Annotated in this window: 25 protein-coding genes and 2 pseudogenes; 19 read left to right on the top strand and 8 right to left on the bottom strand. The window is 57.8% G+C overall.

Annotated features, from left to right (window positions below):
• Window positions 1–15: 15 nt before the first annotated feature.
• Window positions 16–294 (bottom strand): hypothetical protein, encoded by a 279-nt coding sequence (locus BLM14_RS16505; protein WP_100000387.1) that lies wholly within the window; start codon window positions 292–294, stop codon window positions 16–18.
• Window positions 295–738: 444 nt separating this feature from the next.
• On the opposite strand from BLM14_RS16505, the gene BLM14_RS16500 reads away from it, so the two are divergent.
• Both BLM14_RS16500 and BLM14_RS16495 read left to right on the top strand, forming a co-directional pair.
• On the top strand, window positions 739–1,047 hold the full coding sequence (locus BLM14_RS16500; RefSeq protein WP_100000386.1) for a hypothetical protein: 309 nt from the start codon (window positions 739–741) through the stop codon (window positions 1,045–1,047).
• Between the two features lie 12 nt (window positions 1,048–1,059).
• On the top strand, window positions 1,060–1,326 hold the full coding sequence (locus tag BLM14_RS16495) for a DUF1488 family protein (RefSeq protein WP_100000385.1): 267 nt from the start codon (window positions 1,060–1,062) through the stop codon (window positions 1,324–1,326).
• A 202-nt stretch (window positions 1,327–1,528) separates the two neighbouring features.
• Here BLM14_RS16495 and BLM14_RS16490 read toward each other — a convergent pair whose 3' ends face one another.
• The 5 genes from BLM14_RS16490 to BLM14_RS16470 all read right to left on the bottom strand — a co-directional run bounded on the left by BLM14_RS16490 (window position 1,529) and on the right by BLM14_RS16470 (window position 5,254).
• Complete coding sequence (locus BLM14_RS16490) at window positions 1,529–2,575, bottom strand: fatty acid desaturase (protein ID WP_100000384.1); 1,047 nt, start codon at window positions 2,573–2,575, stop codon at window positions 1,529–1,531.
• Window positions 2,576–2,679: 104 nt separating this feature from the next.
• Window positions 2,680–2,880, bottom strand: coding sequence for a hypothetical protein (locus tag BLM14_RS16485; RefSeq protein ID WP_100000383.1), 201 nt, complete (start codon window positions 2,878–2,880; stop codon window positions 2,680–2,682).
• 74 nt (window positions 2,881–2,954) lie between these two features.
• On the bottom strand, window positions 2,955–3,977 hold the full coding sequence (locus BLM14_RS16480; protein WP_162293167.1) for an acyltransferase family protein: 1,023 nt from the start codon (window positions 3,975–3,977) through the stop codon (window positions 2,955–2,957).
• Window positions 3,978–4,245: 268 nt separating this feature from the next.
• Window positions 4,246–4,767, bottom strand: a complete 522-nt coding sequence (locus BLM14_RS16475; RefSeq protein WP_100000381.1) for a DedA family protein — start codon at window positions 4,765–4,767, stop codon at window positions 4,246–4,248.
• Between the two features lie 94 nt (window positions 4,768–4,861).
• Window positions 4,862–5,254, bottom strand: a complete 393-nt coding sequence (locus BLM14_RS16470) for a GFA family protein (protein WP_100000380.1) — start codon at window positions 5,252–5,254, stop codon at window positions 4,862–4,864.
• Window positions 5,255–5,494: 240 nt separating this feature from the next.
• Between BLM14_RS16470 and BLM14_RS16465 the strand changes: the two genes are divergently transcribed.
• From BLM14_RS16465 to BLM14_RS16415, 9 genes and pseudogenes are all read left to right on the top strand, one after another.
• The gene (locus BLM14_RS16465; RefSeq protein ID WP_100000379.1) at window positions 5,495–6,685 is read left to right on the top strand and encodes a M14 family metallopeptidase; all 1,191 of its coding nucleotides are present in this window, start codon (window positions 5,495–5,497) and stop codon (window positions 6,683–6,685) included.
• 488 nt (window positions 6,686–7,173) lie between these two features.
• Window positions 7,174–7,800: a LysR substrate-binding domain-containing protein gene (locus BLM14_RS16450; RefSeq protein ID WP_100000378.1), complete on the top strand. Its 627-nt coding sequence runs from the start codon at window positions 7,174–7,176 to the stop codon at window positions 7,798–7,800.
• Between the two features lie 402 nt (window positions 7,801–8,202).
• Window positions 8,203–8,760, top strand: a pseudogene (locus BLM14_RS16445) (alpha/beta hydrolase family protein); the annotation flags it as partial.
• A gap of 10 nt (window positions 8,761–8,770) precedes the next feature.
• The gene (locus tag BLM14_RS16440; RefSeq protein WP_100000377.1) at window positions 8,771–9,778 is read left to right on the top strand and encodes an alpha/beta hydrolase; all 1,008 of its coding nucleotides are present in this window, start codon (window positions 8,771–8,773) and stop codon (window positions 9,776–9,778) included.
• Window positions 9,779–9,819: 41 nt separating this feature from the next.
• On the top strand, window positions 9,820–10,239 hold the full coding sequence (locus BLM14_RS16435; protein ID WP_100000376.1) for a carboxymuconolactone decarboxylase family protein: 420 nt from the start codon (window positions 9,820–9,822) through the stop codon (window positions 10,237–10,239).
• Window positions 10,236–10,748: a (R)-mandelonitrile lyase gene (locus tag BLM14_RS16430; RefSeq protein WP_100000375.1), complete on the top strand. Its 513-nt coding sequence runs from the start codon at window positions 10,236–10,238 to the stop codon at window positions 10,746–10,748. Before BLM14_RS16435 ends, BLM14_RS16430 begins: the two co-directional genes overlap by 4 nt.
• An 87-nt stretch (window positions 10,749–10,835) precedes the next feature.
• Window positions 10,836–11,318 (top strand): cytochrome P460 family protein, encoded by a 483-nt coding sequence (locus tag BLM14_RS16425; protein ID WP_100000374.1) that lies wholly within the window; start codon window positions 10,836–10,838, stop codon window positions 11,316–11,318.
• 17 nt (window positions 11,319–11,335) lie between these two features.
• Window positions 11,336–12,109, top strand: a complete 774-nt coding sequence (locus BLM14_RS16420) for a DUF4405 domain-containing protein (RefSeq protein ID WP_100000373.1) — start codon at window positions 11,336–11,338, stop codon at window positions 12,107–12,109.
• Complete coding sequence (locus tag BLM14_RS16415) at window positions 12,075–13,430, top strand: adenylate/guanylate cyclase domain-containing protein (RefSeq protein ID WP_237143391.1); 1,356 nt, start codon at window positions 12,075–12,077, stop codon at window positions 13,428–13,430. The genes BLM14_RS16420 and BLM14_RS16415 overlap by 35 nt, the downstream gene beginning before the upstream one ends.
• A 76-nt stretch (window positions 13,431–13,506) precedes the next feature.
• Here the strand turns inward: BLM14_RS16415 and BLM14_RS16410 are convergent, their stop codons facing one another.
• Window positions 13,507–14,397 (bottom strand): LysR family transcriptional regulator, encoded by an 891-nt coding sequence (locus BLM14_RS16410; RefSeq protein WP_204251964.1) that lies wholly within the window; start codon window positions 14,395–14,397, stop codon window positions 13,507–13,509.
• A gap of 229 nt (window positions 14,398–14,626) precedes the next feature.
• Here BLM14_RS16410 and BLM14_RS16405 point away from each other — a divergent pair.
• Window positions 14,627–15,615, top strand: a pseudogene (locus BLM14_RS16405) (aldo/keto reductase).
• Between the two features lie 58 nt (window positions 15,616–15,673).
• Window positions 15,674–16,231 (top strand): flavodoxin, encoded by a 558-nt coding sequence (locus tag BLM14_RS16400; protein WP_204252027.1) that lies wholly within the window; start codon window positions 15,674–15,676, stop codon window positions 16,229–16,231.
• 492 nt (window positions 16,232–16,723) lie between these two features.
• Here the strand turns inward: BLM14_RS16400 and BLM14_RS16395 are convergent, their stop codons facing one another.
• Window positions 16,724–17,791 (bottom strand): NAD/NADP-dependent octopine/nopaline dehydrogenase family protein, encoded by a 1,068-nt coding sequence (locus BLM14_RS16395; RefSeq protein WP_100001410.1) that lies wholly within the window; start codon window positions 17,789–17,791, stop codon window positions 16,724–16,726.
• 220 nt (window positions 17,792–18,011) lie between these two features.
• Here BLM14_RS16395 and BLM14_RS16390 point away from each other — a divergent pair, with 220 nt between their 5' ends.
• The 6 genes from BLM14_RS16390 (at window position 18,012) to BLM14_RS16365 (ending at window position 24,597) form a co-directional block, all read left to right on the top strand.
• Entirely contained in the window at window positions 18,012–19,049 is a 1,038-nt protein-coding gene (locus BLM14_RS16390) for a LysR family transcriptional regulator (RefSeq protein WP_100000369.1), read from the top strand.
• Window positions 19,050–19,077: 28 nt separating this feature from the next.
• Window positions 19,078–20,178 carry an extracellular solute-binding protein gene (locus tag BLM14_RS16385; RefSeq protein ID WP_100000368.1) on the top strand — a complete coding sequence of 367 codons (1,101 nt, stop codon included), beginning with the start codon at window positions 19,078–19,080 and terminating at the stop codon, window positions 20,176–20,178.
• Between the two features lie 76 nt (window positions 20,179–20,254).
• The gene (locus tag BLM14_RS16380) at window positions 20,255–21,235 is read left to right on the top strand and encodes an ABC transporter permease (RefSeq protein WP_100000367.1); all 981 of its coding nucleotides are present in this window, start codon (window positions 20,255–20,257) and stop codon (window positions 21,233–21,235) included.
• A 10-nt stretch (window positions 21,236–21,245) separates the two neighbouring features.
• Window positions 21,246–22,037 carry an ABC transporter permease gene (locus BLM14_RS16375; protein ID WP_100000366.1) on the top strand — a complete coding sequence of 264 codons (792 nt, stop codon included), beginning with the start codon at window positions 21,246–21,248 and terminating at the stop codon, window positions 22,035–22,037.
• Between the two features lie 5 nt (window positions 22,038–22,042).
• A complete protein-coding gene (locus tag BLM14_RS16370) occupies window positions 22,043–23,113 on the top strand; it encodes an ABC transporter ATP-binding protein (RefSeq protein ID WP_100000365.1) in 1,071 nt (356 codons plus the stop codon).
• Window positions 23,114–23,127: 14 nt separating this feature from the next.
• A complete protein-coding gene (locus BLM14_RS16365) occupies window positions 23,128–24,597 on the top strand; it encodes an NAD(P)-binding domain-containing protein (RefSeq protein WP_100000364.1) in 1,470 nt (489 codons plus the stop codon).
• Window positions 24,598–24,605: the final 8 nt, after the last annotated feature.

Raw genomic sequence — 24,605 nt, 5'->3', positions numbered from 1 at the left:
CCCCGATATGGAGCGTCAAGAGTTTTCTTTCTGTTCGAATGCACTGCGGTCCTTGCTGCTCCACATGTCGGCCGCCTCGAGATTGTCTTCCATGGCGATCCGCTCATGCTTCTCTTCGTTATCACGAATCCGGTACTGCAAAGACCCGCCCGAAGCCGGGAGCGTTGCCATGATGCAGAATGTGGCCGTCGACTTCATCTTGCTGCCGCCCCAGCCCTTCATGCGGACTTTCTGGCCAATGGCAAAGCGGTGGACAGGTGTTTCGACTATGGGGTAGCGCCGTCGCATGTTCATCAGGTTTCTCCTGGTAAGGGAATGAATGGTTGAATTGACGATATGTTTTCTTAGCGTCGCCAGCGCAGGTCTCCTCGAAGAGGAGCTTCTCTGCTGCATTCCATTGCGCGCTTTTGAAAATCGACAGTTTGGAAAGAGATTGGCGGGTCGAGTGTCTCTGACGCCGCGAAGAGCCAAGGCTTGGCCAAAATACGATCCAGACAGGATGACGAGCAATAGCGCTTTAATTGAGGCGGACGCCTGTTTTCGAAGAGAAAGATAAATATTACAAATATATACCAGCAATATCATCTTTTGTGTTATGATAGTTTTCTAAAAAAATCGCAAATAAGTCAAACAAATTCGCTGATAAAGCCTGAATTTGACATCAGCATTATTTATACCAGAGCGATAAGATATTGGAGTTCGCTGAAACTCATTATACGAGACGGGAATATTTGTTCGATGAAAGTTACCAAGTTTGAAAGCAATCGAAGCCGAAACGCGAGGGCCTTGAGTGCCTGGGAGAACGAAGGCGGAGCCGTGGCCAGTGGTCACCGCAATCATCATTATGGCAGGCGCATCGAGGCAAACAAATCCTGGACGGTCTATCATGTCTTCAGCGGCGTGCCGGCAAATTTCGGCAGCGGATCCATGGTTGATCTCAGTGAAAAAGAGGCCACAACGATGATGATTTCCCTTAATGCCAACAATGCGGAAAGACGCAGGGCCATCAAGCTCAAGCAGGCCCCGCTTGTCGCCCCGCAATTTTGATCGGTATTGACGATGGCGCTTAATTTTCCCAATCGCAGCCGCAGTTATGACCCGGTGAGCAAGCGCGTGCGCTTCACAGGCTATGACGGCTTGTTCCAGGTGCCCTTCCTCGTCGAGATCGACGCGTTGTCCGAAGCAACAGCAACACCCGATTCAGTAGAGAACGCCTACCTCGCGGCTTTCGACGCCGCCCGGACGTCGATACAGGCGGCGGCGATGAAAGCCTATGCGCATGGCCGCAAGGCAATATACGTGCTGACCGCCGCGGATATCCGCTAGGCGGCCACGACGGCGTATCAATTCGCACGGGATAAAGAAAAGTGTGGACCGGATGGGACAGGCGCTCGTCTGCCGTTTCGTTGGCCAGGATTGGAAACCGGAAAAACGCTCCTGTTCGCCTTGCCATCGTGTTCGGTTGACACGGTCACACACTTTTCACTGAGTTAACGGGTCGGTTGGAGGATTGTTCCCGGCGCGTCTCTTACGTGACGGGCACTGCCGGGAGCGTCCTGGCTTCGCGAAACGAGATAAGCCTGTGGCGATTTTCATCCCAGAGCACCAGCTTAACGCAGCGCAAGCTCTCCAGGATGGTGATACGACCGACATCGCTGAGTTCCGGATAATCCTTGAGCACTTCCGGCAGCCGGTAACAGGGAACCCTGCTGGAGAGGTGATGGACATGATGAATGCCGATATTGCCGGTCATCCAGCGCAGCACTCCCGGCAGCACATAATGGGATGATCCGTGCAGCGCGGCTTCCTGGAACTGCCAGTCGTCACCCTTCGACCAATGCGTCTCTTCGAACTGGTGTTGCACGTAGAACAGCCAGATACCGGCAGCGCCCGCCAGGGTGACGATCGGCAGGTGGATGAGAAGGAACGGGCCGACACCAATCAGCCACATCAGACATACCGCCATAACCGCTATTCCAAGATTGGTCGCCATCGTCGAGACCCAAGGCTCTACTCCCGCTCGCATCATGCCGAAGGGCAGTCTCTGCTTGAGAATGAAAACCCAGATGGGCCCGATGCCGAACATCACTGCCGGATGGCGATAAAGCCGGTAGCCCAACCGACCCCAGCGCGAAAGGGCACGGTATTCGGCAACAGTCAGGGTGGTGATGTCGCCATCGCCGCGTTCGTCGAGATTACCAGCGGAGGCGTGATGCAGGGCGTGGGTGCGCCGCCAATAGTCGTAAGGCGTCAGCGTCAGAACGCCGATAACCCGTCCGGTCCAGTCGTCGGTGTGGCGGTGCGCAAAGAAGGAGCCGTGGCCGCAATCGTGCTGGATCATGAAGAGCCGCAGCAGGAAGCCAGCTGCCGGAACGATGAGCACGAGGCCCCACCAAAAACCGTAATGCACCGCCGTCCAGGTAAGTGCCCAGAAAATGGCGAAGGGGACGACGGTAACGGCAAGCTCGAACGCGCTGCGTCCCCGATGCGGCTTGCGATAGTTAGAGAGAATTTTGGGCCAAGAGCGTTCGCCCGGGCCAATTGCGGGTAGGATTTTGGAGGAAGAAGTTTTCATCGGCCATAATAGGCTTGGCGGCGTGGCGCGCGCAAGATGGCGGATCGAAAAACCTTTGGGTGATGATACGGCGGAACAGTTCAGGGGAAATGCGTCCGCATCGCTTACTTGTTCGTGGTACGCCAGATGTCCTTCTCGTTTTCGTCCGGCGTCATGGCGCGATAGAACCAGAGTCCCTTGTCATGGTAACGAAGCCGCATGATGCGGCCGCTGATCATATCCCCGCCAAGGGATTTTACCGGCCTGTCAGCCGAGTAGGGCCGCCATTCCGAACCATACAGAACCCGGGAAACCAATGGCCACATCCTGCGTCCTCTTGAGCTGAAACCCATTTTAGGATGAACCGGCGTGACAGGATCGTGACCCATATTCATCCTGTTCAAATGACTATTTCGGGTTGCAGGACGGCCCCGCGCCGCGCTGACAGGAAGCGTCGCACGGGCACGTCATACAGGTGGTAGAGCAGGGCGCTGCCGGCAATCAGGCACGGCATGAAAACCCAAAGCACACTGCTGCCGGCCAGTCCGGCTCTCCCGGCAACGTGTGTGAACATGAAAAGAAGCGGAAAGTGCACCGCATAGACCGGATAGGATATGTCCCCGAGGAAGCTTGCCAGAGGGCGAAGCTGCAAGGGGCATTCCAGCACGGTCCCGTAGTAAAGGATGGCGGGGCAGATGAGCAGCGCGATCACAAGATCGATCATTGTCCGGTATTGCTGAGGCGCGGGTAGGCATAGAGCCAATATGAGCGCAGTGATCGGGATCAGGGCCGCCCACGAGACTTTCCAGCCAAGGGCGGTCCTGTTGCGTGCCAGCAAGACACCCATGGTGAAGGCGAAAGTCACGCGTGCGAAGCCCGCATGGAGGGTTTCCCAATTCCAGCCGACATTGAGCGACTGCGCATGAATGACCGTGACCATCATTGCCAGAGCCGACAGGGCAGCCAGGCCAACCAGCGAACGGGACTTCCAGTGGACCAGCCACAGAGCAAAAACAATGTTGATAGCGATCTCCAGAAAAAGCGACCAGGCCGGTCCGTTCAATGGAAAAAGATCGTCCAGAGGCGGGAGTGTCGGAAGAATGGCAAGGCCAAAGACCGTCGAAAGCACGATTTGCGAACCGGTCAACGCATGGGGAGCAGCAAGCACCCAGGCACCGACGGCCTTGGCCATACCGAGGAGCAATCCGACGAGATAGAGCGGATAGAGCCGGGTCAGCCGTATGATGGCGAAGCGCTGAGGAGACGACAGGCCATTGCGCAGTTTTGCTTCATATATGCCTGCGATGACGAAGCCACTGAGCGCAAAAAAGAAGTCTACCGCGATATATCCTGCCGGGGCTATAATGGTCGTGACCGGACCCGCATGATAAAGCACGACCAAAATCGCAGCAACTCCGCGCATGGCATCCAGAGTATAATATCGTCTGCTTATGGGCATCCGGGCCCCCACTGAAACTACTGTTCGGTGCATGGGGCCAGCTTGGTTTTAGCTTTTCATATGCCTGAACTGCAATTTTGACCTGAGTAATTATTCTTGTGTTTTTATCAGTCACGGCCAAAGTGGCATGAACCGGCCCTCGCGTCATCGCTCAATTCGGATTAGTCCTTGGTCGATCGACGGGATGCCTCTCTGGCAGTCACAGCAGCGCCCTCTGAAATGCCAGCGGCACTTAGCGCCAGATCGCGTGGAACATGCCCCCGAAAAAGTATGGTCCAAAACTCCATACAGCCGCCCAGAGCCCGGCACCGAGGACGTTTGCCAGGAAGAAACTGTGCCAGGGCATGCCAACGGACCCCGCTAACAGTCCATTCAATTGCCGCAGTACAACGACAAAACGTGCGCTGAAGACAATGAAGGGTCCGCGACGCCGAAACAATTCTTCCAGCTTTGCAAGCCGTTCCGGAGTGAGTTTGACGAGCCAGCCATATCGCTGCAGGAGTGGCCGGCCACCAAAATGCCCAATAGCATAGCCTGTACTGTCGCCGAGTACCGCGGCGGACCAAACAGCGAAAAACAGGTCAATGATCGCGATGTCACCTCGGATCGCGAGAAGCGATGACGCAACAAGCGCACTTTCACCGGGAAGCGGCGCCCCCAGCGATTCCAGGTATACGATGACGAAGATCGCATAGAGCCCGTATTGCTGTATGTAAGGCTCGATGAATGACGCGCCGTTGTGCAGGAATTCCACAGGTTTGCTTTCGGTTGCATGAAATGATTCCGGAGGTAGTCAAGGCATACATCTCTGTCACCTCGTAACGGCGCCTTCGCACGGTTCGTGCGATCTACTCCTCAGAGCGGCTCGTGGTGTCACGATTGCGGTCGTATCGTCTCGTGAGTGGAAACGGCGGCAACCAGGACTCGCGACGGACGCTCCAGAGTTCGTAGGTTGGCATCAGTTGGTCAGGGGCATCCAGGGAGCCCAGGTTCACTTCGATTTCGTCCGCGGAGCGAGCGAAAACGGACGAGCCGCAGCGGGGACAGAAATACCGCCCGGCGTAGTCGCGTGTTTCGCCATCGATCGTCACCGCATCCTGAGGGAACACCGCGGAAACGTGAAAAAGCGCCCCATGATGCTTGCGGCAGTCGAGACAGTGGCAAATGCCGACCCGGTAGGGAAGGCCCGACGCCACAATTCGGACGTTGCCGCACAGGCAACCGCCCGTGAATCGGTCCATGCTGCGTCTCCTCAAAATCAAGCGGGCGGAATGTTTACAACGAACAGCACTGTCATGGCAATTGCCCGCTGCGGGCGCGAACGACGCCGCAAGATCGCAAGCCCCAACATAGCTCCGCAGAAATCTTGCAACTTTGCGCGGTTAGGAACATGGTTGTGGCTCAAGTCGCGCGGGATTTTTGTGACCGATGTGCATGCCGTTGCTTTAACGTAGCTTTTCAAATCACAAAGGACCTCCATCATGCCCGATCTTAAGGAAGGCCTCGATCGCCGCGATTTCATAATCGCATCTATAGCCACGGTCGGCGCGTCGGCTGCTCTCACCGTCAACGCTGGTGCTGCGAATGCCCAGGACGCAGCGGCACCCTCTGCCCATCCGGCATCAGGTACGGCCTATACCGGCGATGTTATCCAAGGGAAAAAGGTTGTCAGCGCGCTTGACGTCAACGACCTGGAGCCGGGTCAGAGGCACTTCTTGTATTTTCAGGGTGTGCAGATGCCCACGGGGCAGCACTGGTATGTGTCCGTGACGGTCGCCAAGGGAGCCAAGCCGGGCAAACGCGTCGTCCTGGTCAGTGGTGTGCATGGCGACGAGATGAGTTCTGTACATACGGTCCAGACCGTGATGAACCAACTCGATCCAGCGGAGATGTCGGGAACGGTGATGGCGGTCACGGACGTGTCCCGCCCGGCCATGGAAGCCATGCAGCGCAGATGGCCCAATTCGGGCAGGGGCATTGATCTGATCGATATGAATCGCGAATGGCCCGGGAACGAGAACGGTGCCACCGCGACCAGCCGGCACGCCGGGCTCCTGTTCAACCGTCTCCTCCGCCCGAACGCCGATGTTGCGATCGACTTCCATACCGGGACAACTGGATTCGACGTCACCGCATTCAATATTGCCAGCATGGATGTGCCCGAGATCAAGGCGATGGTGGAACTTTACCCCGTCAGCCAGATCTTCGACAATCATGCCTATCCCGGTGTCCTGCATAACGCGTTTGTCGACGCGGGCATCCCGTCCTTTTGCCCGGAGATCGGCGCTGCGCGCGTCCTGGACATTGAGATGATCTCCCTGTTCGTGGAAGGCACCATGAACGTCCTCAAGCATCACGGCATCATTGTCGGCCCAATGGGACGTACGGGCAAGGACGTGGGTGTTTTTGTCGGCAGCAGTGCGTTCCCGATCCTGGCAACCCAGGGCGGGTTGGTCGAGTATCTGGTCAAGCTCAACGACAAGGTCGAAGCCGGACAGAAGGTGGCCATCCAGCGCAATAGCTTCGGCGAGGTGGTTGCGGAGTATACAAGCAGCGTGGCTGGAGAGATGACTGGCAAGCGCAGCGATGCAATGTCCGAGCCCGGCAACCCCTTGGCATTTATCCTTTTCAACAAGGCGGCCCCGGAGGGAGTTGAGACCTATCCCGAGTAGTTCACAGTGTGAGCGATCTTTGCTTGTCCTAGTCGTCTTGCGATTGCGGCGAGCAAGAGCGTAACCTGGTGCCTTTTGGTCTGGAATGGTGATGAGATGGCGCACCCGACAGGATTCGAACCTGTGACCTCTGCCTTCGGAGGGCATTTGGCATGCCCCCGAACCCTGCTGCAAAGCCGACGCTTCCAAGGAAAGGCAGCGACAGACCCAGCGGGCTGCCGTGACGAATGAATTCGCGGCGGCTAACCCTGCCGTCCACGAGACCGTCGATCAGATGGTTTTCGAGATCAGTCCGGCCACGCCGGAGAATGCCGAGAATCTTTTAGTTCTTCATGGCTCTTTTCGTTCCCTGTTATTTATGATTGGTGACTCCGTGAGCTAAAGTAAAATCTGTCTCCCCACAGATTTTGTGATGTAGGCACTACTCATCGATCGACGTGATGACGGGGGCCTGATCAGGGTCTCACGCAGCACGACCGTAGAAGCCAATGCTCGTCGTGAGTGTACCTTTTTCACTCGCCGAGTTGTGGCTCGCTCCTAAATTGGCCAAGCTTTTGGAATTTTTCCCGCATATTGCCTTCGATATCCGGGTTGAAGACGATCCTATTGATCTCGCACGTCAGAATATTGATCTGAGGATAAGTTATGGAGAGTACCACTACCCGGCATTGAAGGTAGTTCCGCTTATGCATGACGCTGTCCTGCCAATGTGTGCCCCAACGTTCTGGCAAACGCATGGTAATGACGCATTTAATTTGGCGGACATCCATGAGAGTCAGTTCATCCACACAAATTGGGGGCCACACTACGTTTCGCATCCCACATGGGCGGATTGGTTTTCACAGATTGGGAGTTCCCGTCGGGTCGACCCGTCGCAAGGCCGGCGTGTCGGGCTTTCGAGCCTAGCAGTTTCTTCCGCGAGGCTGGGTTTGGGGATAGCACTGGGGCAGAAAACTGTTGCCCTCGGTGATCTGGAAGCTGGTCGTCTAATTTCGTTGTCGTCGGTTTCGGTTCCGTTAGGTCACCCCTATTGTGCATTCATCCCACGTTCAAAAAGTGAGCGGGAAGACATCAAACAACTGGTAGACCTTCTCAGCGATTCGCCCGGATTGTAGACGTGAATACACCCCATGCAGACATGCACATAACTTGTCGCTTGCTACGTTGGGACTCGTTGCTCGAGTTGTGAGAATAGAATCACCATAGGTTTATCAACAGGTAATAAACGCGGACCTTCGGCGTCTGATGGACTTCCCGTCATTTGAGATTGTGGGTCGCGAGTTTGATCGCACTCGTCCCCACCAGGGTCGCATGTGAACCCGCGGGGCATGGCATCTCGATCCGTCTTGTGTGTTTAGTAATCATTATGAAGCTGAGCTTAAAGACGCATCCTGATATCGGCGTCTTATCAAGGAATGCCGCTCGGCCTATCCTTCTCGGCGTCTGAAAGATTGAGAAGGAATGAGGCCTTGAGCTCACGAAATCGGTTCGTTGCGTCCGCGTTAGTTGCTGTGGCTATGTTCGCCTGTTCAGGTGCAACGGCTGATCAAAAGGTGATACCAGAGCCCTTGACGATCCAGGAGCAAGGTAGCTTCGCAGTCGGCGGCACCGTGATCACTACCCCCGGAACCTACAATAATAACAAACCTACATCCGAAGGGCAGAGTCTCCACGGGGATCATCTCTACGCTTTTTATCAAGTTCCGCAAAATTCAAAAGCGCTGCCTATCGTCATGCTGCATGGCGCCTTTCAGTCGGCGCGTAGCTGGGAAACGACATCGGATGGGCGCGAAGGTTTTCAGAACATCTTCCTGCGTCGGGGATACCCGGTCTATTTGGTCGACCAACCGCGTCGCGGGCGAGCAGGCAACAGCACCGTGGCTGCGACGATCGAGCCAACTCCTTATGATCAGCTTTTCTTCGATCAGTTCAGGATCGGCACCTGGCCGAACTACTTTGACGGCGTGCAGTTCGACCGCAAGCCGGAGACGCTCAACCAGTTCTTCCGTTCAGTTACGCCCAATACCGGGCCATACGATGCCGGGGTGATTTCGGCCTCGATGTCGGCGCTGTTCGGCTGGCGAAGTGGGGGCCGCGGACTACACGCAGAACCCGTTCACGCTGACCTATGAAGGCGCGATCACGAAGAATGAGCCGGGCAAGGTCAATATTCACCCGGTCACGTACAAGCTCAACGGCCTCGACATTTCCGCCAACGTTTATACGCCGGCAAACTACGATCCGCAGCAGAAATATCCTGCAATCGTCGTGGCGCACCCGAACGGCGGGGTGAAGGAACAGGTCGCGGGTTTATATGCGCAGCGCCTGGCGGAACAGGGCTATATCACGATCACCGCGGATGCCGCGTATCAGGGCGCGAGCGCCGGCCAGCCGCGTAGCGTGGACAAACCCGTATACCGCATCGAGGACATCCACGGTATGGCAGACTTCATCACCCGCTATTCGGGCGTCGATGTCGCGCGCCTGGGCCTGCTCGGCATCTGCGGTGGCGGTGGATATTCGTTGGCCGCGGCGAAAACCGACAAGCGGTACGAGTCAATCGCGACGTTGAGCATGTTCAACTCCGGACGGGTTCGTCGCAATGGCTTCGCGGATTCGCAACTGGACACCATCCAGGAACGCCTGCAGCAGGTTTCAGATGCCCGCGCGCAGGAAGCGGCCGGCGGAAAAATTCTCTATGCGGGAGATGCCAATCTGACGGACGAGCAGATCGCCAAATTGCCGTTTGAAATGTATCGGCAGGGCTACGAGTACTACTGGAAGACGCACGCGCACCCCAACTCGACCTTCAAGTACACCATGAGCAGTTTGCTGGACCTGATGCGCTGGGATGCCACCGACCAGATCGAACTGATCGACAAGCCGCTTCTGATGATCGCGGGCAGCAAGGCCGACAGTTTGTACATGAGCGAGGATGCATTCGCCAAGGCCACCGGCACGAAGGACAAGGAGCTGTTCAAGATCGATGGCGCAACACATATCGAAACCTACTGGGTTCCCAAATATGTGGATGCCGCAATGGACAAGCTGACGCCGTTTTTTGCCCGAACCCTTGTTTCCGACCGCTCATAACCCGTCGGCCCCATATCTTTACCGATGGAATGGAGTATCCAATGAAATTTCTCAGCAATATGTCACTCCTTGTTCTGTTTCTGGGCGCCATGGCGGTTCCCGCGTACGCCCAAGATCAGACACCCGCCGCGTCCGATGCAACCACCCCCCAGCAGCCGTCGCGCGCCCAGCAACTGTATGGCGATATCGCACCAAAGATGGCCGAACTGACGGACGAGGTACTGTATGGCGACATCTGGGAGCGTCCGGAGCTTTCCAAACGGGATCGAAGCCTGGCGACTGTCAGCGCGCTTGTCGCCATGAACCGCCCCGACCAGCTTCGTTCGCACCTTGCCATCGCCAAGCGCAACGGTGTCACCGAGACGGAACTGGTTGAGACGATCACCCATCTCGCATTCTATTCGGGCTGGCCGAACGCAGTGTCCGCGATCGCGGTCGCCAAGGAAGTCTTCAAGAAATGACGCAGACGCGTCAAACCGCAGAACGCCAAAGGAACGCAGTGAAACGCCAGGCCTTAACAATCACCTCCCTTGTCCTCGCCGCTTCGGTCGCCTCGGCTCAGTCCGATCAGGCGATCGCGGTGACGCGCGCCGGATCGCAACCGTCCACTATAGGCTCCGCCGAGAGTTTCACGGGTTCCGTCCGCATCGACTCACGCTTTAAGGGAAGTGGAGCGGCGCGGATAAGCGGCGGAACCGTCACTTTCGAGCCGGGAGCACGAACCGCCTGGCACACGCATCCACTTGGTCAGACGCTGATCGTAACGACGGGCATCGGCCGCGTGCAGAACTGGGATGGCGCCGTTCAGGAGATCCGGCCCGGTGATACCGTCTGGATTCCGCCCGGCGTGAAGCATTGGCATGGTGCAAGCGCCACGGTCGGAATGAGCCATATCGCTTTCTCTGAAGCGCTCGACGGAAAAACTGTCGAATGGATGGAGCAAGTTTCCGACGAGCAGTACGAGCGTTGATCGCCAGCCAAGCGAAACCGCCGCAGGCCGCCAGCGGCGGCCTGTTGACCACCCCATTTTTTCTCCGAACCCAAAGCGAGCTTGCTCTTGAAGATTTTTACAATTCCACTTGCATTGAGTGCCTTTGCCGCCTGCGCCGTTTCTCTGGTCGGTTGGCAAGTCCATGCAGAAACCAACCGGGTCAAGTTTCCCGACCTCGATGGGCTGGTGCACTACACGACTGTCAAGCGCGGCAATGTCATGGAACACATCATGACGACGCCTGCGGCTATCGAGGCCGTCAAGAGCGGCCAGCCGATTCCGGCGGGCACGCATTTTGTGCTGGTCGATCACCGTGATGGCGAGCTCTATCGGTACTTCGTCATGCAAAAGGGCGAAGGCTTTGGTGCGGACTATGAGGAGAACCGCCGCACCGCCGACTGGCAATTCCAATGGTTCTGGCCGGACAAGTCGATCAACATGGACGAAAACACCGCACGCTGTCAGTCGTGTCATCGCAGCCAGGAAAGTAGCGATTACCTTTACACGGCCTATCGCATCCCCCGGTTTAACGGCACTCCGGTCGAGTAGGGTGGGAGGCCAAGCGTTTGAGCCGCGTTTTCGTTTGTCGACTGGTATTCGATTTCATAGCCGCTGGCCTGCTGCTGTTCGGTCTCTCCTATTGGTGGCTCGGCAACATCGCCCATGAGGTGGCCGGAACCGCGATGTTCCTGCTGGTCATCGTGCACAATATTTTCAATCGCCGCTGGTATGGTACGATTCCGAAGACCCATCGCGAAGCGCGCCGACGGTTCAACATCGCGGTGACGTTTCTGCTGCTTGTTGCGATGCTGGCGTTGCTCGTAACCAGCGCGCTCATTTCCAATGCGCTGTCCGGTATCATGTCGGCCTATGGCGGCTTCGCCGTGCGGCAGATCCATACGCTGGCAGCATACTGGGTCCTGGTGATCCTATCCGTCCACCTGGGTTTGCGCTGGCCGATGATCATGGGTGTGGCACGCAAGCTGCCCGGCGTTTCAAAACCCAACGCCATACGGAGGCTTGTCCTGCGGGTGATAGCTGTCCTTGTTGCGACCCATGGGGTCTGGAGTTCGTTCGAGCTGGCCATCGGTACAAAGCTCTCCATGCAGATGACGCTCGACTGGTGGAATTTCGAAGAGTCAGTCGCAGGCTTTTTCATCCACTGCATCGCGATCGCCGGGCTTTACATGTTCCTGACCTACCATGCCATGAACTGGGTTCAGCGCAGGAAGCGCAAAAATCTCTGCGATGCTGTTAATGCCCATGTGGATGTCCAAACGCAGCAGGCTCGAATTCTGTCTAGGGTTGATCGCGCTGCCGAGGAGTATCGAAATACCTAACCTAACGCGCTTGGACCTACACCAGACCTCCGCCTCCGCCGCCCTCGCTGACGCGGAACGCAATGGATTCTGGCTCGCCGTTATCGGCCGAAGCTGCGCCCTCGTTGCGATCGCTTTCTTCTACCTGGCGATCTATGGGTATCCAAATAACGTCTACGTGGCGGGCGCAATCCTGGTGACCGCTGCGATCGGTCTGATTCCGCTGCGGCTGGTCAATAGCCGATATGAACGCATGGCCCGCTTCGTCCTGTTCGCATTCGATGCGGCGGCCGCGAGTGCCATACTTGCCTTCGCGCCGCTGAGCAGTGGGGATAATGTTCCTCAGAACCTCGTCTTTCTCTCCAGTCGCACCGAATATTACTACGTAATCCTGGCGACCTCTATTCTGGCGCTATCCCCGGCGCTGGTCATATGGACTGGACTTTGTGCCGTAATCGGTCTTGCCGGCGCCACCACATGGATCATGTTGGGCATGGAGCGCATCGTCAGTCTCGGAGATCTGCCGGCTTCGCCCTCGCGCGCGGATGTGCTTGAGGTCATCCTCAGTCCCGACTTCCTCGGCATTCCGGTTCGCATGATCGAGGGAGTGGTGATCGGGCTTGTTACGTGTATAGCGGCGCTGGCTGTCCACCGCGCGCGCAATGTAGTTCGAGCAAATGCCGCCGCCGAGGCCGAGCGAACCCGGATCCAGCGGATTTTTGGCCGTTATGTCCCGCCACAAGTGGCCGAGCAGCTCATCCAGGCCGGGCAACTGGCACCTCAGCAGCGCGCAGCGACGATCCTCTTCGCCGACATCGAAGGCTTCACGCGCCTATCGGAGACCTTGTCGCCCCCGCGCGTGATCGGAATGCTCAATAGCTTTTTCAGCGCAGCGACATCGATTGTCGACGACCGGGGCGGGGTTGTCGTAAACTATATCAGCGATGCATTAATTGCAGCGTTCAACGCACCTCTTCCCGCCGAGGACCATCCGGCGCGCGCGGTCGATGCTGCTCGCGATCTCCTTTATCTCGTTTCTGGACGCGAATTCGACGGCCACCGGATCCGTCTACGGATCGGTATAGCCACCGGGCCGGTGGCCGCCGGCACCGTCGGGGGTGAGGAACGCCACACATACACGTTATATGGCGATACCGTGAATTTGGCTCAGCGGCTCGAAAGGCTTAACAAGGAATTTGATACTGACTGCCTGATCAGCGGCCCTACTTTCGAGGCCGCGCGTTCAAACTGCGGTGATGCGGTCGCTATGGGGTCGGTGCAGGTGCGCGGACGTGAAAGCGCCGTTGAGGTTTTTGCTCTTAGCGGGCAATCACGGCGCTAGAGTGCCCCGCAACTAGGTGCTTCCGCCCTGTATGGTCATGCCATTAGGCCTGACCGGCGCGTCTGGGCGAGCCGCGTCAATTCCCGCGATAGCGGAGATTTTCGATAAGCAGCGTCAGGGCGGGCGAGGAGTGCCGCCGACTGGGATAGTAGAGGTGATAACCGGGGAATTTCGGGCACCAATCCTCCAGAACCCGCACCAATTGACCCTCGGCGATGTAAGGAAGGACCTGATCTTCGGGTATATAGGCGACCCCAAGACCGTCCAATGCTGAACTTAATCTCATGCCGAGACTGTTAAAGACGAGCTGTCCTTCTCCACGCACCTTGACCTCCCGATCATCCTTCTCGAGGCCCCAGGGAAATAGCCCGCCATAGGTCGGAAGCCGAATATTGATGCACTTGTGCGCGGCAAGATCTTGCGGTGTCTGCGGCAGCGAATATTGCTCAAAATACGCAGGTGATCCGACGACCGCCATCCGCATATCCGGTCCGATGCGCACGGCGATCATGTCTTTTGCAACTTGCTCGCCCATGCGAACCCCGGCGTCGTAGCCCTCAGAGACGATATCGGTCAGACCGTAGTCGATGATGATTTCAATTTGGATATCCGGATACTCGGGCAGGAAGCGTTTGAGAGCGGGTTGCAGAACAGAGATCGCAGGATGCTCGCCGGCAGTAATGCGAACTGTGCCGGCAGGTTTCTCGCGAAGCTCGCTCAAGGCGGCCAGTTCAGCTTCGATTTCTTCGAAACGCGGTGCGACGGTACGCAGCAAGCGTTCGCCAGCCTCCGTCGATGCGACGCTGCGCGTGGTGCGGGTCAGAAGCCGCAGGCCTAATCGCTCCTCGAGATTGCGGATGGTTTGGCTGAGGGCCGAGGGCGAGACGCCAAGTTTGGCGGCGGCGCGTGTGAAGCTCCGTTCCCTGGCAACGGTCGCAAATGCGGCAAGGTCGTTAAAGTTTTGCATCTGTATTTGTTAGCTCATCTAAAAGGCTCATGCGAATTATAGCATCTTATCGCAAGCTGCGGCAGGCGCTAAATTTATAGGCATCGCCGTTTGGTGGCCTCAGACAAGTACGCGTTTTCAGGATTTTCTGGCGCCACAGATCGCGGCGCGATCCTCGCCATCATCCGCAACCGTTCTGAAACGATCTGTCGCGGTGCTGGACGGCCCGCTCGATCGGTTGGAGACTGCAATGCAAACCCGCAAACTTGGAACACTGGAAGTATCCGCGCTCGGCCTTGGCTGCATGAGCATGAGTGCGGCTTACGGCCCGCCAGCTGACAACCAGGAGATGATCAAACTCATCCGCGCCGCCCATGATCGCGGTGTGACCCTGTTCGACACGGCTGAAGCCTACGGTCCGTTCGTCAATGAGGAGCTCGTCGGCGAGGCGATCCAGCCCATTCGGGACCATGTGTTGATTGCCACAAAGTTCGGCTTCGACATCAACCTTGAGACGGGCGATCGCCGTGGCGGCACCAACAGCCGGCCCGAGCATATCAAGGCGGTGGCCGATGCCTGCCTGAAGCGTCTGAAGACCGATCGCATCGACATTTTCTATCAGCATCGGGTCGATCCCGATGTGCCGATCGAGGACGTGGCGGGCGCGGTCAAGGAGTTGATCGCTGAGGCAAGGTCGAACACTTCGGTCTGTCGGAAGCTGGTGTTCAGACCATCCGCCGCGCGCATGCAGTGCAGCCTGTTACCGTCGTGCAAAGTGAATATTCCCTGTTCTGGCGCGGGCCGGAAGACGATCTTCTGCCGACGCTCGAGGAACTTGGCATCGGGTTTGTTCCTTTTAGTCCCCTCGGCGCAGGTTTTCTGACCGGCAAGATCGACGAGAATACCAAGTTCGATCCCACGGACTTCCGCAACAGTGTTCCACGCTTCTCCCCCGAAGCCCGCAAGGTCAACATGGCTCTGGTCGATATCGTCAATTCTGTCGCCGAGCGCAAGGGCGCGACACCCGCACAGGTCGCTCTCGCTTGGCTGCTGGCGCAGAAGTCGTGGATCGTACCGATCCCTGGCACTACCAAACTCCATCGTTTGGAAGAAAACTTGGGCGCGGTGGATGTGACACTCACTGGAGAGGATCTGGGGGAGATCGCAACGGCGCTGTCGAAGATCGAAGTTCAGGGTGAACGTCTGCCCGAGTCGGTGCTCAAGATGACCGGGCTCTGATTGTAAGGAGGGACGAACGGTGACAGATTCTGAAAATCCGACACGAAGAGAGATCCTCATGACGTCGCTGCTATTGTCTCTCACAGCAGGTGGAACGGCGTCCGTCTCTCCAACTGAGGCCGCGCGGCGCGCAGACGGCAAGTCACTTGTGGCTTATTTTTCGCGGAGCGGGAACACACGCGTCATTGCAGGCCAGATCAGCCGGACGCTGCCGGCCAACCTGTTCGAGATCGAACCCGAGCGGCCTTACCCCGATGATTACTTCGAGATGGTCGAGCAGGCGCGCCAGGAACGTAACAATGGCTATGAACCGCCGCTGAAAACCACGGTCGTGGGTGTCGCGTCGTATCAGACACTATTCCTAGGCTTCCCGATTTGGGGCGAAACGGCGCCCCCGGTTATCCGGTCGTTTCTAACCGCCCTTGATCTTTCGGGAAAGACTTTGATCCCCTTCATCACCCACGGCGGCTACGGCCTCGGAAACAGTCTTGCGGTCGTGCGCCAGCACGCGCCGCGAGCCCGGATAGTCGATGGCTTCTCCATGCAGGCGCCGCAGGAGCGACAGACGGTAACGCGGGTCATGGAGTGGCTTGGCAGCCTGAAGAGTGTTGATTGAACCTGACACCGCGCCAAAACGGGCACAGCAAATGCCCGCCCAGAGATCAGGAGCCTGCAACAATTAGCATTTACGCGGAACGAACTATGTGAAATGTACGGATCCACTGCGGACCTATGCCAAAATCAAATTGAACGATCCATCGACGACATGTTCTCGGTCTGTGCTGCGAAAGTCGCATAATGGCTTGTGTGGAACCGCACTCTCAAATGCCGCATTAAGTGACTCGGTAGTTCGAAGCCGCTCAAAGCGCCCATTGGAAATCACTCATTCCGATTTGCATTCAAGAATGATTTCCTCGGGGGCACGAAGGAGGCGGAGCTTGCGCAAAATTGGACATCTAACCACCTTGGAAGCTGAATCTTTGTCCTTCCGCGCTAAACGCTAAACAGCTCTCGATGTTGCGAATTCGTTCGCTGTAGAATTGCAGGCAAACGCGAAGCCGTGGGTGCTGCATCGGTCGGGACGTAAGCGGCCCTTTTACGCGGTGGGTCACTCTTCGCAGAGTGTCGTGAGGGCTGTCGCCGAAAGCTTGTCGAGTGCCAGATCCGGCAACAGGTCGTTGTCGGCGACAAGATTGCGGCCCACCGCCGCCGATAACAGGCTGGTGCCGGCTTCGTGCAGCAGCGCAGGCCGGCCGGCAATGCGGCCAAGAAGGCTGGTCGGTACGAGTCCGAAGGGCACGTCCTCGTAGATATATCTGCTGTCAGCGGTCGCGGGCCCGAAGCCGCCGCGACCCTCGCGGTGCATCTGCTGGTTCATCTCCGAAACAGTGCCCATCGGCACGTGGAAAGAGAGCGAAAAATGTTCCTGCACCGTACGGACAGAAAGTCCGAAGCTCTCGGCTATCCGGAGCCGTTCAAGGTCAAGCGCCTCAATCAAGTTCCCCACGGCGGGGGTGACGTGTTCGCCCTGTCCCCATGTCTCACCCTGCTCCATACGGGTCAAGTTGAGAAGCGCGATACCAAGATGGTTCTGCGGGTTGAGGTTCGATAGCGCGATGGCGAGAAGCCCATCGCGTTCGACGAAACGGTCGCCGAAGAGCTCGGTGCAAATGGCGGTGCCCTCGGCCCCCGTGGATTTTGGCAGGGTCGCGACGTCGACCTTTTGACGTATTGTATTGACCGAAACGCTAACTCCATCCAATTGTTGGCGGCCGGTCAAAAGGGTCGTGCCCCAGACAATGATGGGTAACCGTACACCGCGCTCTGCCAACCGCTTCGACAAATAGAGCGCACCGAAGGAGGTGTGTGAACTAATGATCACGGGCTGGCCAGATTTGAGGTGCGGCAGTGCGGAATCAAAGACCAAGCGATGACCGTTAGCGGGCAGGGCGATGATGATCGCATCGGTCCCGGAGACTGCTTCGGCGCAATTGTGGGCGACCTTAACCCGGCCGGAAAACTCGACCGCACCCGTTGCGGTAAGCAAAGCGCCCGCGGCGAGCTTTCGGACACGTGCGCCGGACGGAGACCATAGAACCGGCTCGTGACCGGCTTTGGCAAGGAATGCCGCCATACCGAAGGCGATTGCGCGCGCACCGAGAATACCAATCCGCATCGATCTGCTTCCCTTTTCCTCGTCTCGTTTGCCTTGCGCCATACAATTCGCAGCATTTTATACCCGAGTAACGACCGCCATACCGGCACAATTTTTCCCGCTGCCGAGCCCCGCCCGAATACTTTTCTACGAGAACGGCGAACAAAGAAAACTTGTGTTTTGTCACTAGCGCACAGAATGCGTTTTATGCACTATATCACTGTCATAATGCAAGGAATGCATGGTACCGATGGAAATCCGCGACCTGGAAACGTTTCTGGCAGTCATGTCGACCGGTAGTATAACCGGCGCCGCCCGTCTGCTTGATCGTTCCCAGTCGCAGGTCACGCGTCTAATACAGGATCTGGAAACCTCACTCGGCTTTCCGTTGTTCGAGCGGAATGGCCCCAAGATCGCCCCAACCGACCAAGGTATCGCATTTCATGACGATGCCGAGCGTTTCGTCAGCGGTATAGGCCATTTGCGGGATCGGGCGAAAGCGATTGCCGCGAGGGAGCCTGAGCCGATCGAGCTTGCTGCAACGCCGGCTTTCGCCAGCGGTATCATTCCGCTGGCGCTCGCGGAATTATCGGAAGACCGGCTGCCGCACGTAATCCATCTTCGCAGCATGCCGGCGGAGGCGGCTGTGCAGTCGGTCCTTGCCCGAACTGCGGACTTCTGCGTGACATCGCTGCCCGCCGATCAACCGGGTCTTGAGGTGCAGGGCTTCTTTGAGGGGCGGTGCGTAGCCGCAGTCGCGCCTCACGATCCGCTCGCGGCTCAAGCGGTCATTTCAATCGCCGATATCGCCGATCGTACGCTAGTGACTATGGCCAATCCGTTTCGTCTGCGCCATCACGTCGACCAGGCACTAGAAGCCGCAAAAGTGCAGCCCAAGCGCGTGATAGCAACCAATGCGGCCATGAATGCCGTGCAGATAGCGTCGACTGGTCTGGGTGTAGCGATCATCGAGCCGGCGACGGCCTTCGGCCTGCAATCGGCGCCGGTCGCGATTCGCCCGCTGGATGTCAATATTCCCTTCTTCTGGGCGATCTTTTCTGCCGCCGCCCGTCCACTATCGGCCTGCGCACATGAACTGATCGAGCGCATCGTGCGCATTGCCTCCGAGCGGATGCCGGATTTCGTCAGTCATGATCCGCGTCAGATGGCGCGCATCGCAGACAGGGGAGTCGCCGGGAAAACCGCTCGCGGCGCTGGGCAGTCGGATATTTGGCGCCGCAGGGGCCGCGTGACGAAAACGCCCGAGAACGAAATATGAGCCTGCCAAAATAAAAGAGGAGAATGACATGAAAGACATTACCGTGAATCGCCGCTCGACGTTAAAGCTGCTGGCCGCTGGCACAGGCGTCCTTGCTGCGCCAGCAATCATCCGTCCAGCTCTCGCCCAAAGCAAAGTTGTTAATATCACCACCTACGACAAGTTCGTGCCGCAGTCATTTATTGACCAGTTTCAGAAGGACAGCGGCATCGAGATCCGCATCCGGCTGACCGACGATCAGGGCAAGCAATACAATCTGCTCACAGCCGAAGGTGCGGCGCCCACTACCGACATCGTGACCGTTACCGGTCACCGCCTATCGCAGTTCATGGGGTCTAACCTGCTCGCGCCGCTCGACACCGCCCGTCTGAAGAACTGGGGCAAGCTCGCGTCCACATACAAAGGCGCCCCGCAGCTTACCGTCGACGGCAAAACCTATGGCCTGCCGCTGCTCGCCGGCTTCGAGGGACTTGCCCGCAACACGGAATATACCAAGGCCTCCGACAGTTGGGAGATCATGTTTGATGACGAATACAAGAACCTGACCTCCTACATTGTCTCTGACTTCCTCTCTATCGTCATGCGATATCAGGGCAGTGATGGCGACTACGTGACCTACGAAAATAAGGCGGACGTTGCTCAAGCTGCCACCGACAAAGCCCGCGATTTTATGATCAAGCATAAGGACAAGGTGCGCAAATACTACGACGCGGCGTCCGAAGTGCAGCAGATGTTCGTCAATGAGGATATTTACCTCGCACAGACGTGGTCGGGGCCCGCTGCCAAGCTTATCATGGATGGCCATCCCATCGAGATCTCGGTTCCGAAGGAAGGTACTTACGGGTTCCTCTACTCGTTCAACGTCGTCAACAACGCCCCGAACGGCGATGCTGCCTATGCCTTCCTCGACGCCATCCTCTCCTCGCCGGAGATCGGCGCGGCGATGACGCGCCAGTCCGGCTTCGCCTCGGCATTCGATGGTGTCGACAAGGTACTCGACGACAAGGAGCGCGCCGCTATGGCGCTGCCGCCGGAACAGGTCGAGCGCGTCCAATTCTTCAGCTCGGTTAACCGCGCCATGAAAAACGAGATGATCGACAAGGCCACTGCCGAAATCAAGGCGGCCTGAAGACCGGACGCATAGCGGCCGGCTGTTCGGCCGGTCGCTCACCAAGAATGATTGACTAGAGCTGGGAACTACCGAAATGGTGGACACAACGACGCAACCCCGAGCCGCCGCCTCGCTGGCGTCGCCCCGCTATGCCGGATGGATTGGCAGGGTGGTGGATTCCGGCCTCTACCGCAATACGATTGGACGCCTGGCGGACAGCCGCTGGATCAGGCTCGCCGTGCTTGCAGGTGTGCCGCTTATTTGGCTGGCCGTGTTGCATATTGGGCCAATCGTCCAGATGACCAACATCAGTTTCATAGCCAATTATCCGCCGCAGCCGGGAAAAAGCAGCGACTATACCTTTGCCAATTATGCGCTGTTCTTTTCCGACAGGCTTTATTTCATGCCATTCATCCGCAGCCTGATCTTCGCCGGCGTAGTCACCCTCTCGACGCTGGTGATTGTCTATCCGGTCGCCTACTACGTCGCCAAGGTAGTCCGGCCGAAGAACCGCATGCGCGCCCTGCTGCTGTTGCTCATCCCGTTCTGGGCTGGGGAACTCATCCGCACCTTCTCGATCATCATGCTGCTCGCCAATCGCGGCGCTGTGAACGTGCTGCTTCGGGAGTTGGGCTTTATCGACCGACCGATACCCATGCTTTACACTTTCTTCTCCCTGAGTTTCGGCGTCGTTTATCTCCTGGCGCTCTACATGCTGCTACCACTCTATTCGGCCATCGAGAAGATTCCAACGCCGCTGATCCATGCCGCGGCCGATCTCGGCGCCGGCCCCTTCCAACGCTTCCGACGGGTTATCCTGCCGCTTTCCAAAGACGGCATCGTTTCGGGTTGCAGCCTTGTCTATCTGACGGCCGTCGGTGTCTTTGCTGCACCTTTGCTGCTCGGCGGCCCGAATGCCGTCATCTTTCCGGAAATCATCGCCATGCTGTTCCACGGCTCGAACGACAAGTGGCCGGAGGGTGCCGCCTTCTCAATGATCATGCTCGTCGTATCGCTCACCACCGTTGGCCTGTTCATGCGCGTCGTCGGCGGTCGTTCCATTCGGCTGATGTGAGGAGGGTCCGATGAGAAGCTATTTTAACGACCTGCCCAGAACAGTACTCGGCGCATCCTACTGGCTCTTTTCAATCTATCTCGTGCTCCCCCTGGCGCTCATGATGGCGATGAGCTTCAAGGAAGCCAATTTCATCGCCTTCCCGATCGGCAACTGGACGCTCGACTGGTATGGCAAGGTGCTGCATGACAAGCAGTTTCTGGAAGCGTCGCTCTATTCCATCGGCATTGCCCTTGCGACCACCATCTGCGCCACGATCATCGGGGTCTGGATCGCGCTCCTGGTCTCGGCGGAAAACATCTGGGGCAAGGCCGCCATCTTCGCGCTCGCTTGCCTGCCCGCTGTCGTGCCTGGGCTGATCAATGCCATCTCAATGCGCATCTTCATCCGCACGGTGGACATTCCGACAGGCACTTTCGCAATCATCTTGTCGCATACGGTCCACGCGGTGCCCTTCGTGGTAATCATGGTGATGACCCGTCTTCGCTCCATGCCTGCCAACCTGGTGGATGCGGCTCGGGATCTCGGCGCCGATCCGTTTGTTGCTTTCCTGCGCGTTACAATCCCCTATCTGATGCCGGCTCTCCTGGGCGGAATGATTTTCTGCGTACTGACCAGTATCGACGACTTCGTGCGCACGTTCTTCCTCGGCGGCTACCAGCCGACGCTGCCCATGCTGATCTTTGCCAAGGTGCAGGGCGGCATGTCGCCGGAAATCAACGCCATGGCGACGATCGTACTCGTCGTTACTACTGTAGTCGGCCTCTACGCCGAATATCTCACCCGTCGTTCCAGGAGTTGACGCGAATGCAGCCTGTTGTCCACTTCAAGAATGTAAACAAGTTCTACGGGGAGCTGCCCGCCGTGGAGAACCTCGACCTCGCCATTGAGCCCGGCCAGTTCGTCACTTTGCTCGGACCTTCCGGCTGCGGAAAGTCGACAACACTGCGTATGCTCGGCGGCTTCGAGGATCTCACTACCGGGGAAATCTACCTCGATGGCAAGCCGATCTCGCATCTGCCTCCGCACAAGCGCAACGTCAACATCGTCTTTCAGGACTATGCCCTTTTTCCGCACCTGACGGTCGGACGTAACATCGCCTTCGGGCTGGAGTTGAAGGGCATGGAGTCGGGCGCGATCCACAAGCGGGTCACCGAGCTGCTCTCGCTTGTCGCGCTTGAGGACTATGCGGAGCGGATGCCTGCGCAGCTTTCGGGCGGCCAGCGCCAGCGCGTGGCTTTGATGCGGGCATTGGCACCTGATCCAAACGTTCTGTTGCTGGACGAGCCGCTCTCGGCGCTCGACGCGAAACTGCGCCAGCAGATGCAGATCGAGCTCAAATCCATTCAACAGAAGACCGGAAAGACTTTTATCTTTGTTACCCACGACCAAGAGGAGGCACTGACAATGTCCGACGTCATCGTTGTTATGAACAAGGGTAGGATCGAGCAGATAGGTAAGCCCTCCGAGCTCTACGCCCGACCGCATAGCCGCTTCGTCGCCGATTTCATCGGCCAGAGTAATTTGCTCGAGGGCACGATCGTTTCCGTCGTGGACACAGTCGCAACCTTCGACTGGCGGGGTAATATCGTGCATGCCGACCTGAATGGTTCGACGCCGACGCCGGGTGCGCAGGCCACCCTGGCGCTCCGGCCAGAGACACTTTACTGCCTGACGGCAAAGCCCGATGGCCGGCTGGCACTTAAGGGACGCATTGTCCATCGGGTCTTCAAGGGCGCCCATACGTCGCTCACCATAACCCTCGAAAATGGAGCGAGCCTTGTCGTCCAACTCGACCCGGTAGCGCTTTCGCATATTGAGGGCGACGAGGTCTGGGTGGGCTGGCGTGAACGGGACGCAGTACTGCTGGCGAGCTGAACTGGAGACGGATCATGATCAATAACCAACAGCAACAGCATCGGCTTGCTGACCTGAATGCGCGGGTGAAGCAAGATCTGAGCTACCTGAACTACCCGCCGGCCAATTGGTCAATGCCGGTGACGACAGAGAAAGGGCAGCCCGTCAGCGACGTCGTTGTCATCGGCGGCGGCATGTGCGGTCTTGTCGCCTGGCAAGCGCTGACGCGCGCTGGCATCACCAATCTGCGCATCGTCGACCGCGCGCCGAAAGGTTTCGAGGGGCCATGGGTCAACTATGCGCGCATGGAAACGCTGCGCTCGCCGAAAAACCTGCTCGGCCCGGCGCTTGGCATTGCTTCACTCAGCTTTCGTGCCTGGTTTACTGCGCTCTACGGCGAGGCCGAATGGGAGGAACTGTTTCGCATACCGCGTCCCATGTGGATGGAATACCTGAACTGGTATCGCGACGTCATGACGATACCCGTCGAGAACCAGACCCAAGTAACCCGCATCCTGCCGCGCGCGGACGGTCTCCTGGAGCTCGAAATTGGCGGCGGGCAAGCGCCCATTCTTACCCGCAAGCTGGTGCTGGCGACCGGCCGCGACGGGCTCGGCGAGCCCACTATCCCGGATTTCGTCAATGGCATGGAGCGGCTGAAATCGTGGGCGCATTCGGCTGACGACATCGATTTCGAACGGCTGAAGGGCAAGCGCGTCGTCGTCATCGGCGTCGGCGCCTCGGCGGTCGACAATGCGGCGGAAGCCTTGGAGCAAGGCGCGGACGAGGTCCGTCTTCTCGCCCGACGCAAAGAGATGCCGACGATCAACAAGCTGATGGGTATCGGCTCATATGGCGTAACAGCCGGCTTCGCGCAAATTTCGCCGGAATGGCGTTGGCGGCTGATGGATTATGCCGCTAAGCAGCAGACGCCTGCTCCGCACAATTCGACGCTCCGCGTCAGTCGTCATCCGAACGCCTATTTCCATTTCGACTGCGGCATCCGTTCAATGCAGGAGGAGGGCGGCGAGGTTGTCATCACCACAATCAACGACCGTATTTTCCTCACCGATTTCGTTATCCTCGGCACCGGCTTTTCCATTGATCCCATGAGTCGCGATGAACTCGCCCCCTATCAGGACAAGATTGCCTGCTGGGGAGACCGCTACACGCCGCCGCCGGGCGAACGGAACACCGAACTCGGGCGATTCCCGTGGCTTCATGACGACTTTTCCTTCACCGAAAAGGTTGTCGGCACGGCACCATGGTTAAAGGACATCCATTGCTTCAACTACGCCGCTTCGGTCAGCGTCGGCAAGGTCAGCGGCGACATTCCAGCGATCAGCGAGGGTGCGCTCTGGCTGGCCCGGGGCGTCGCCGCCTCACTCTTCATCCGCGACATCGACTACCATTGGGAGGCGTTGCTCGCCTATGAGAAACCTGAACTCGATGGAACCGAATGGACGGATGCCGACGCACCGGATCTTGTGCAGAAGACGGCTTGAGGTCCGAT

The organism is Phyllobacterium zundukense, assembly GCF_002764115.1.
Taxonomy (GTDB): Bacteria; Pseudomonadota; Alphaproteobacteria; order Rhizobiales; family Rhizobiaceae; genus Phyllobacterium; species Phyllobacterium zundukense.
Note: the sequence above shows the minus strand (reverse complement) of the source record. Positions and strands in the feature narration are given on the sequence as shown.

Bases quoted from the DNA above. Each gene is read 5' to 3' on its own strand.
- BLM14_RS16505 (WP_100000387.1), bottom strand. From the start codon at position 294: ATGAACATGCGACGGCGCTACCCCATAGTCGAAACACCTGTCCACCGC.
- BLM14_RS16500 (WP_100000386.1), top strand. From the start codon at position 739: ATGAAAGTTACCAAGTTTGAAAGCAATCGAAGCCGAAACGCGAGGGCC.
- BLM14_RS16495 (WP_100000385.1), top strand. From the start codon at position 1,060: ATGGCGCTTAATTTTCCCAATCGCAGCCGCAGTTATGACCCGGTGAGC.
- BLM14_RS16490 (WP_100000384.1), bottom strand. From the start codon at position 2,575: ATGAAAACTTCTTCCTCCAAAATCCTACCCGCAATTGGCCCGGGCGAA.
- BLM14_RS16485 (WP_100000383.1), bottom strand. From the start codon at position 2,880: ATGTGGCCATTGGTTTCCCGGGTTCTGTATGGTTCGGAATGGCGGCCC.
- BLM14_RS16480 (WP_162293167.1), bottom strand. From the start codon at position 3,977: ATGCGCGGAGTTGCTGCGATTTTGGTCGTGCTTTATCATGCGGGTCCG.
- BLM14_RS16470 (WP_100000380.1), bottom strand. From the start codon at position 5,254: ATGGACCGATTCACGGGCGGTTGCCTGTGCGGCAACGTCCGAATTGTG.
- BLM14_RS16465 (WP_100000379.1), top strand. From the start codon at position 5,495: ATGCCCGATCTTAAGGAAGGCCTCGATCGCCGCGATTTCATAATCGCA.
- BLM14_RS16450 (WP_100000378.1), top strand. From the start codon at position 7,174: ATGCTCGTCGTGAGTGTACCTTTTTCACTCGCCGAGTTGTGGCTCGCT.
- BLM14_RS16435 (WP_100000376.1), top strand. From the start codon at position 9,820: ATGAAATTTCTCAGCAATATGTCACTCCTTGTTCTGTTTCTGGGCGCC.
- BLM14_RS16430 (WP_100000375.1), top strand. From the start codon at position 10,236: ATGACGCAGACGCGTCAAACCGCAGAACGCCAAAGGAACGCAGTGAAA.
- BLM14_RS16410 (WP_204251964.1), bottom strand. From the start codon at position 14,397: ATGCAAAACTTTAACGACCTTGCCGCATTTGCGACCGTTGCCAGGGAA.
- BLM14_RS16400 (WP_204252027.1), top strand. From the start codon at position 15,674: ATGACGTCGCTGCTATTGTCTCTCACAGCAGGTGGAACGGCGTCCGTC.
- BLM14_RS16395 (WP_100001410.1), bottom strand. From the start codon at position 17,791: ATGCGGATTGGTATTCTCGGTGCGCGCGCAATCGCCTTCGGTATGGCG.
- BLM14_RS16390 (WP_100000369.1), top strand. From the start codon at position 18,012: ATGGTACCGATGGAAATCCGCGACCTGGAAACGTTTCTGGCAGTCATG.
- BLM14_RS16385 (WP_100000368.1), top strand. From the start codon at position 19,078: ATGAAAGACATTACCGTGAATCGCCGCTCGACGTTAAAGCTGCTGGCC.
- BLM14_RS16380 (WP_100000367.1), top strand. From the start codon at position 20,255: ATGGTGGACACAACGACGCAACCCCGAGCCGCCGCCTCGCTGGCGTCG.
- BLM14_RS16375 (WP_100000366.1), top strand. From the start codon at position 21,246: ATGAGAAGCTATTTTAACGACCTGCCCAGAACAGTACTCGGCGCATCC.
- BLM14_RS16370 (WP_100000365.1), top strand. From the start codon at position 22,043: ATGCAGCCTGTTGTCCACTTCAAGAATGTAAACAAGTTCTACGGGGAG.
- BLM14_RS16365 (WP_100000364.1), top strand. From the start codon at position 23,128: ATGATCAATAACCAACAGCAACAGCATCGGCTTGCTGACCTGAATGCG.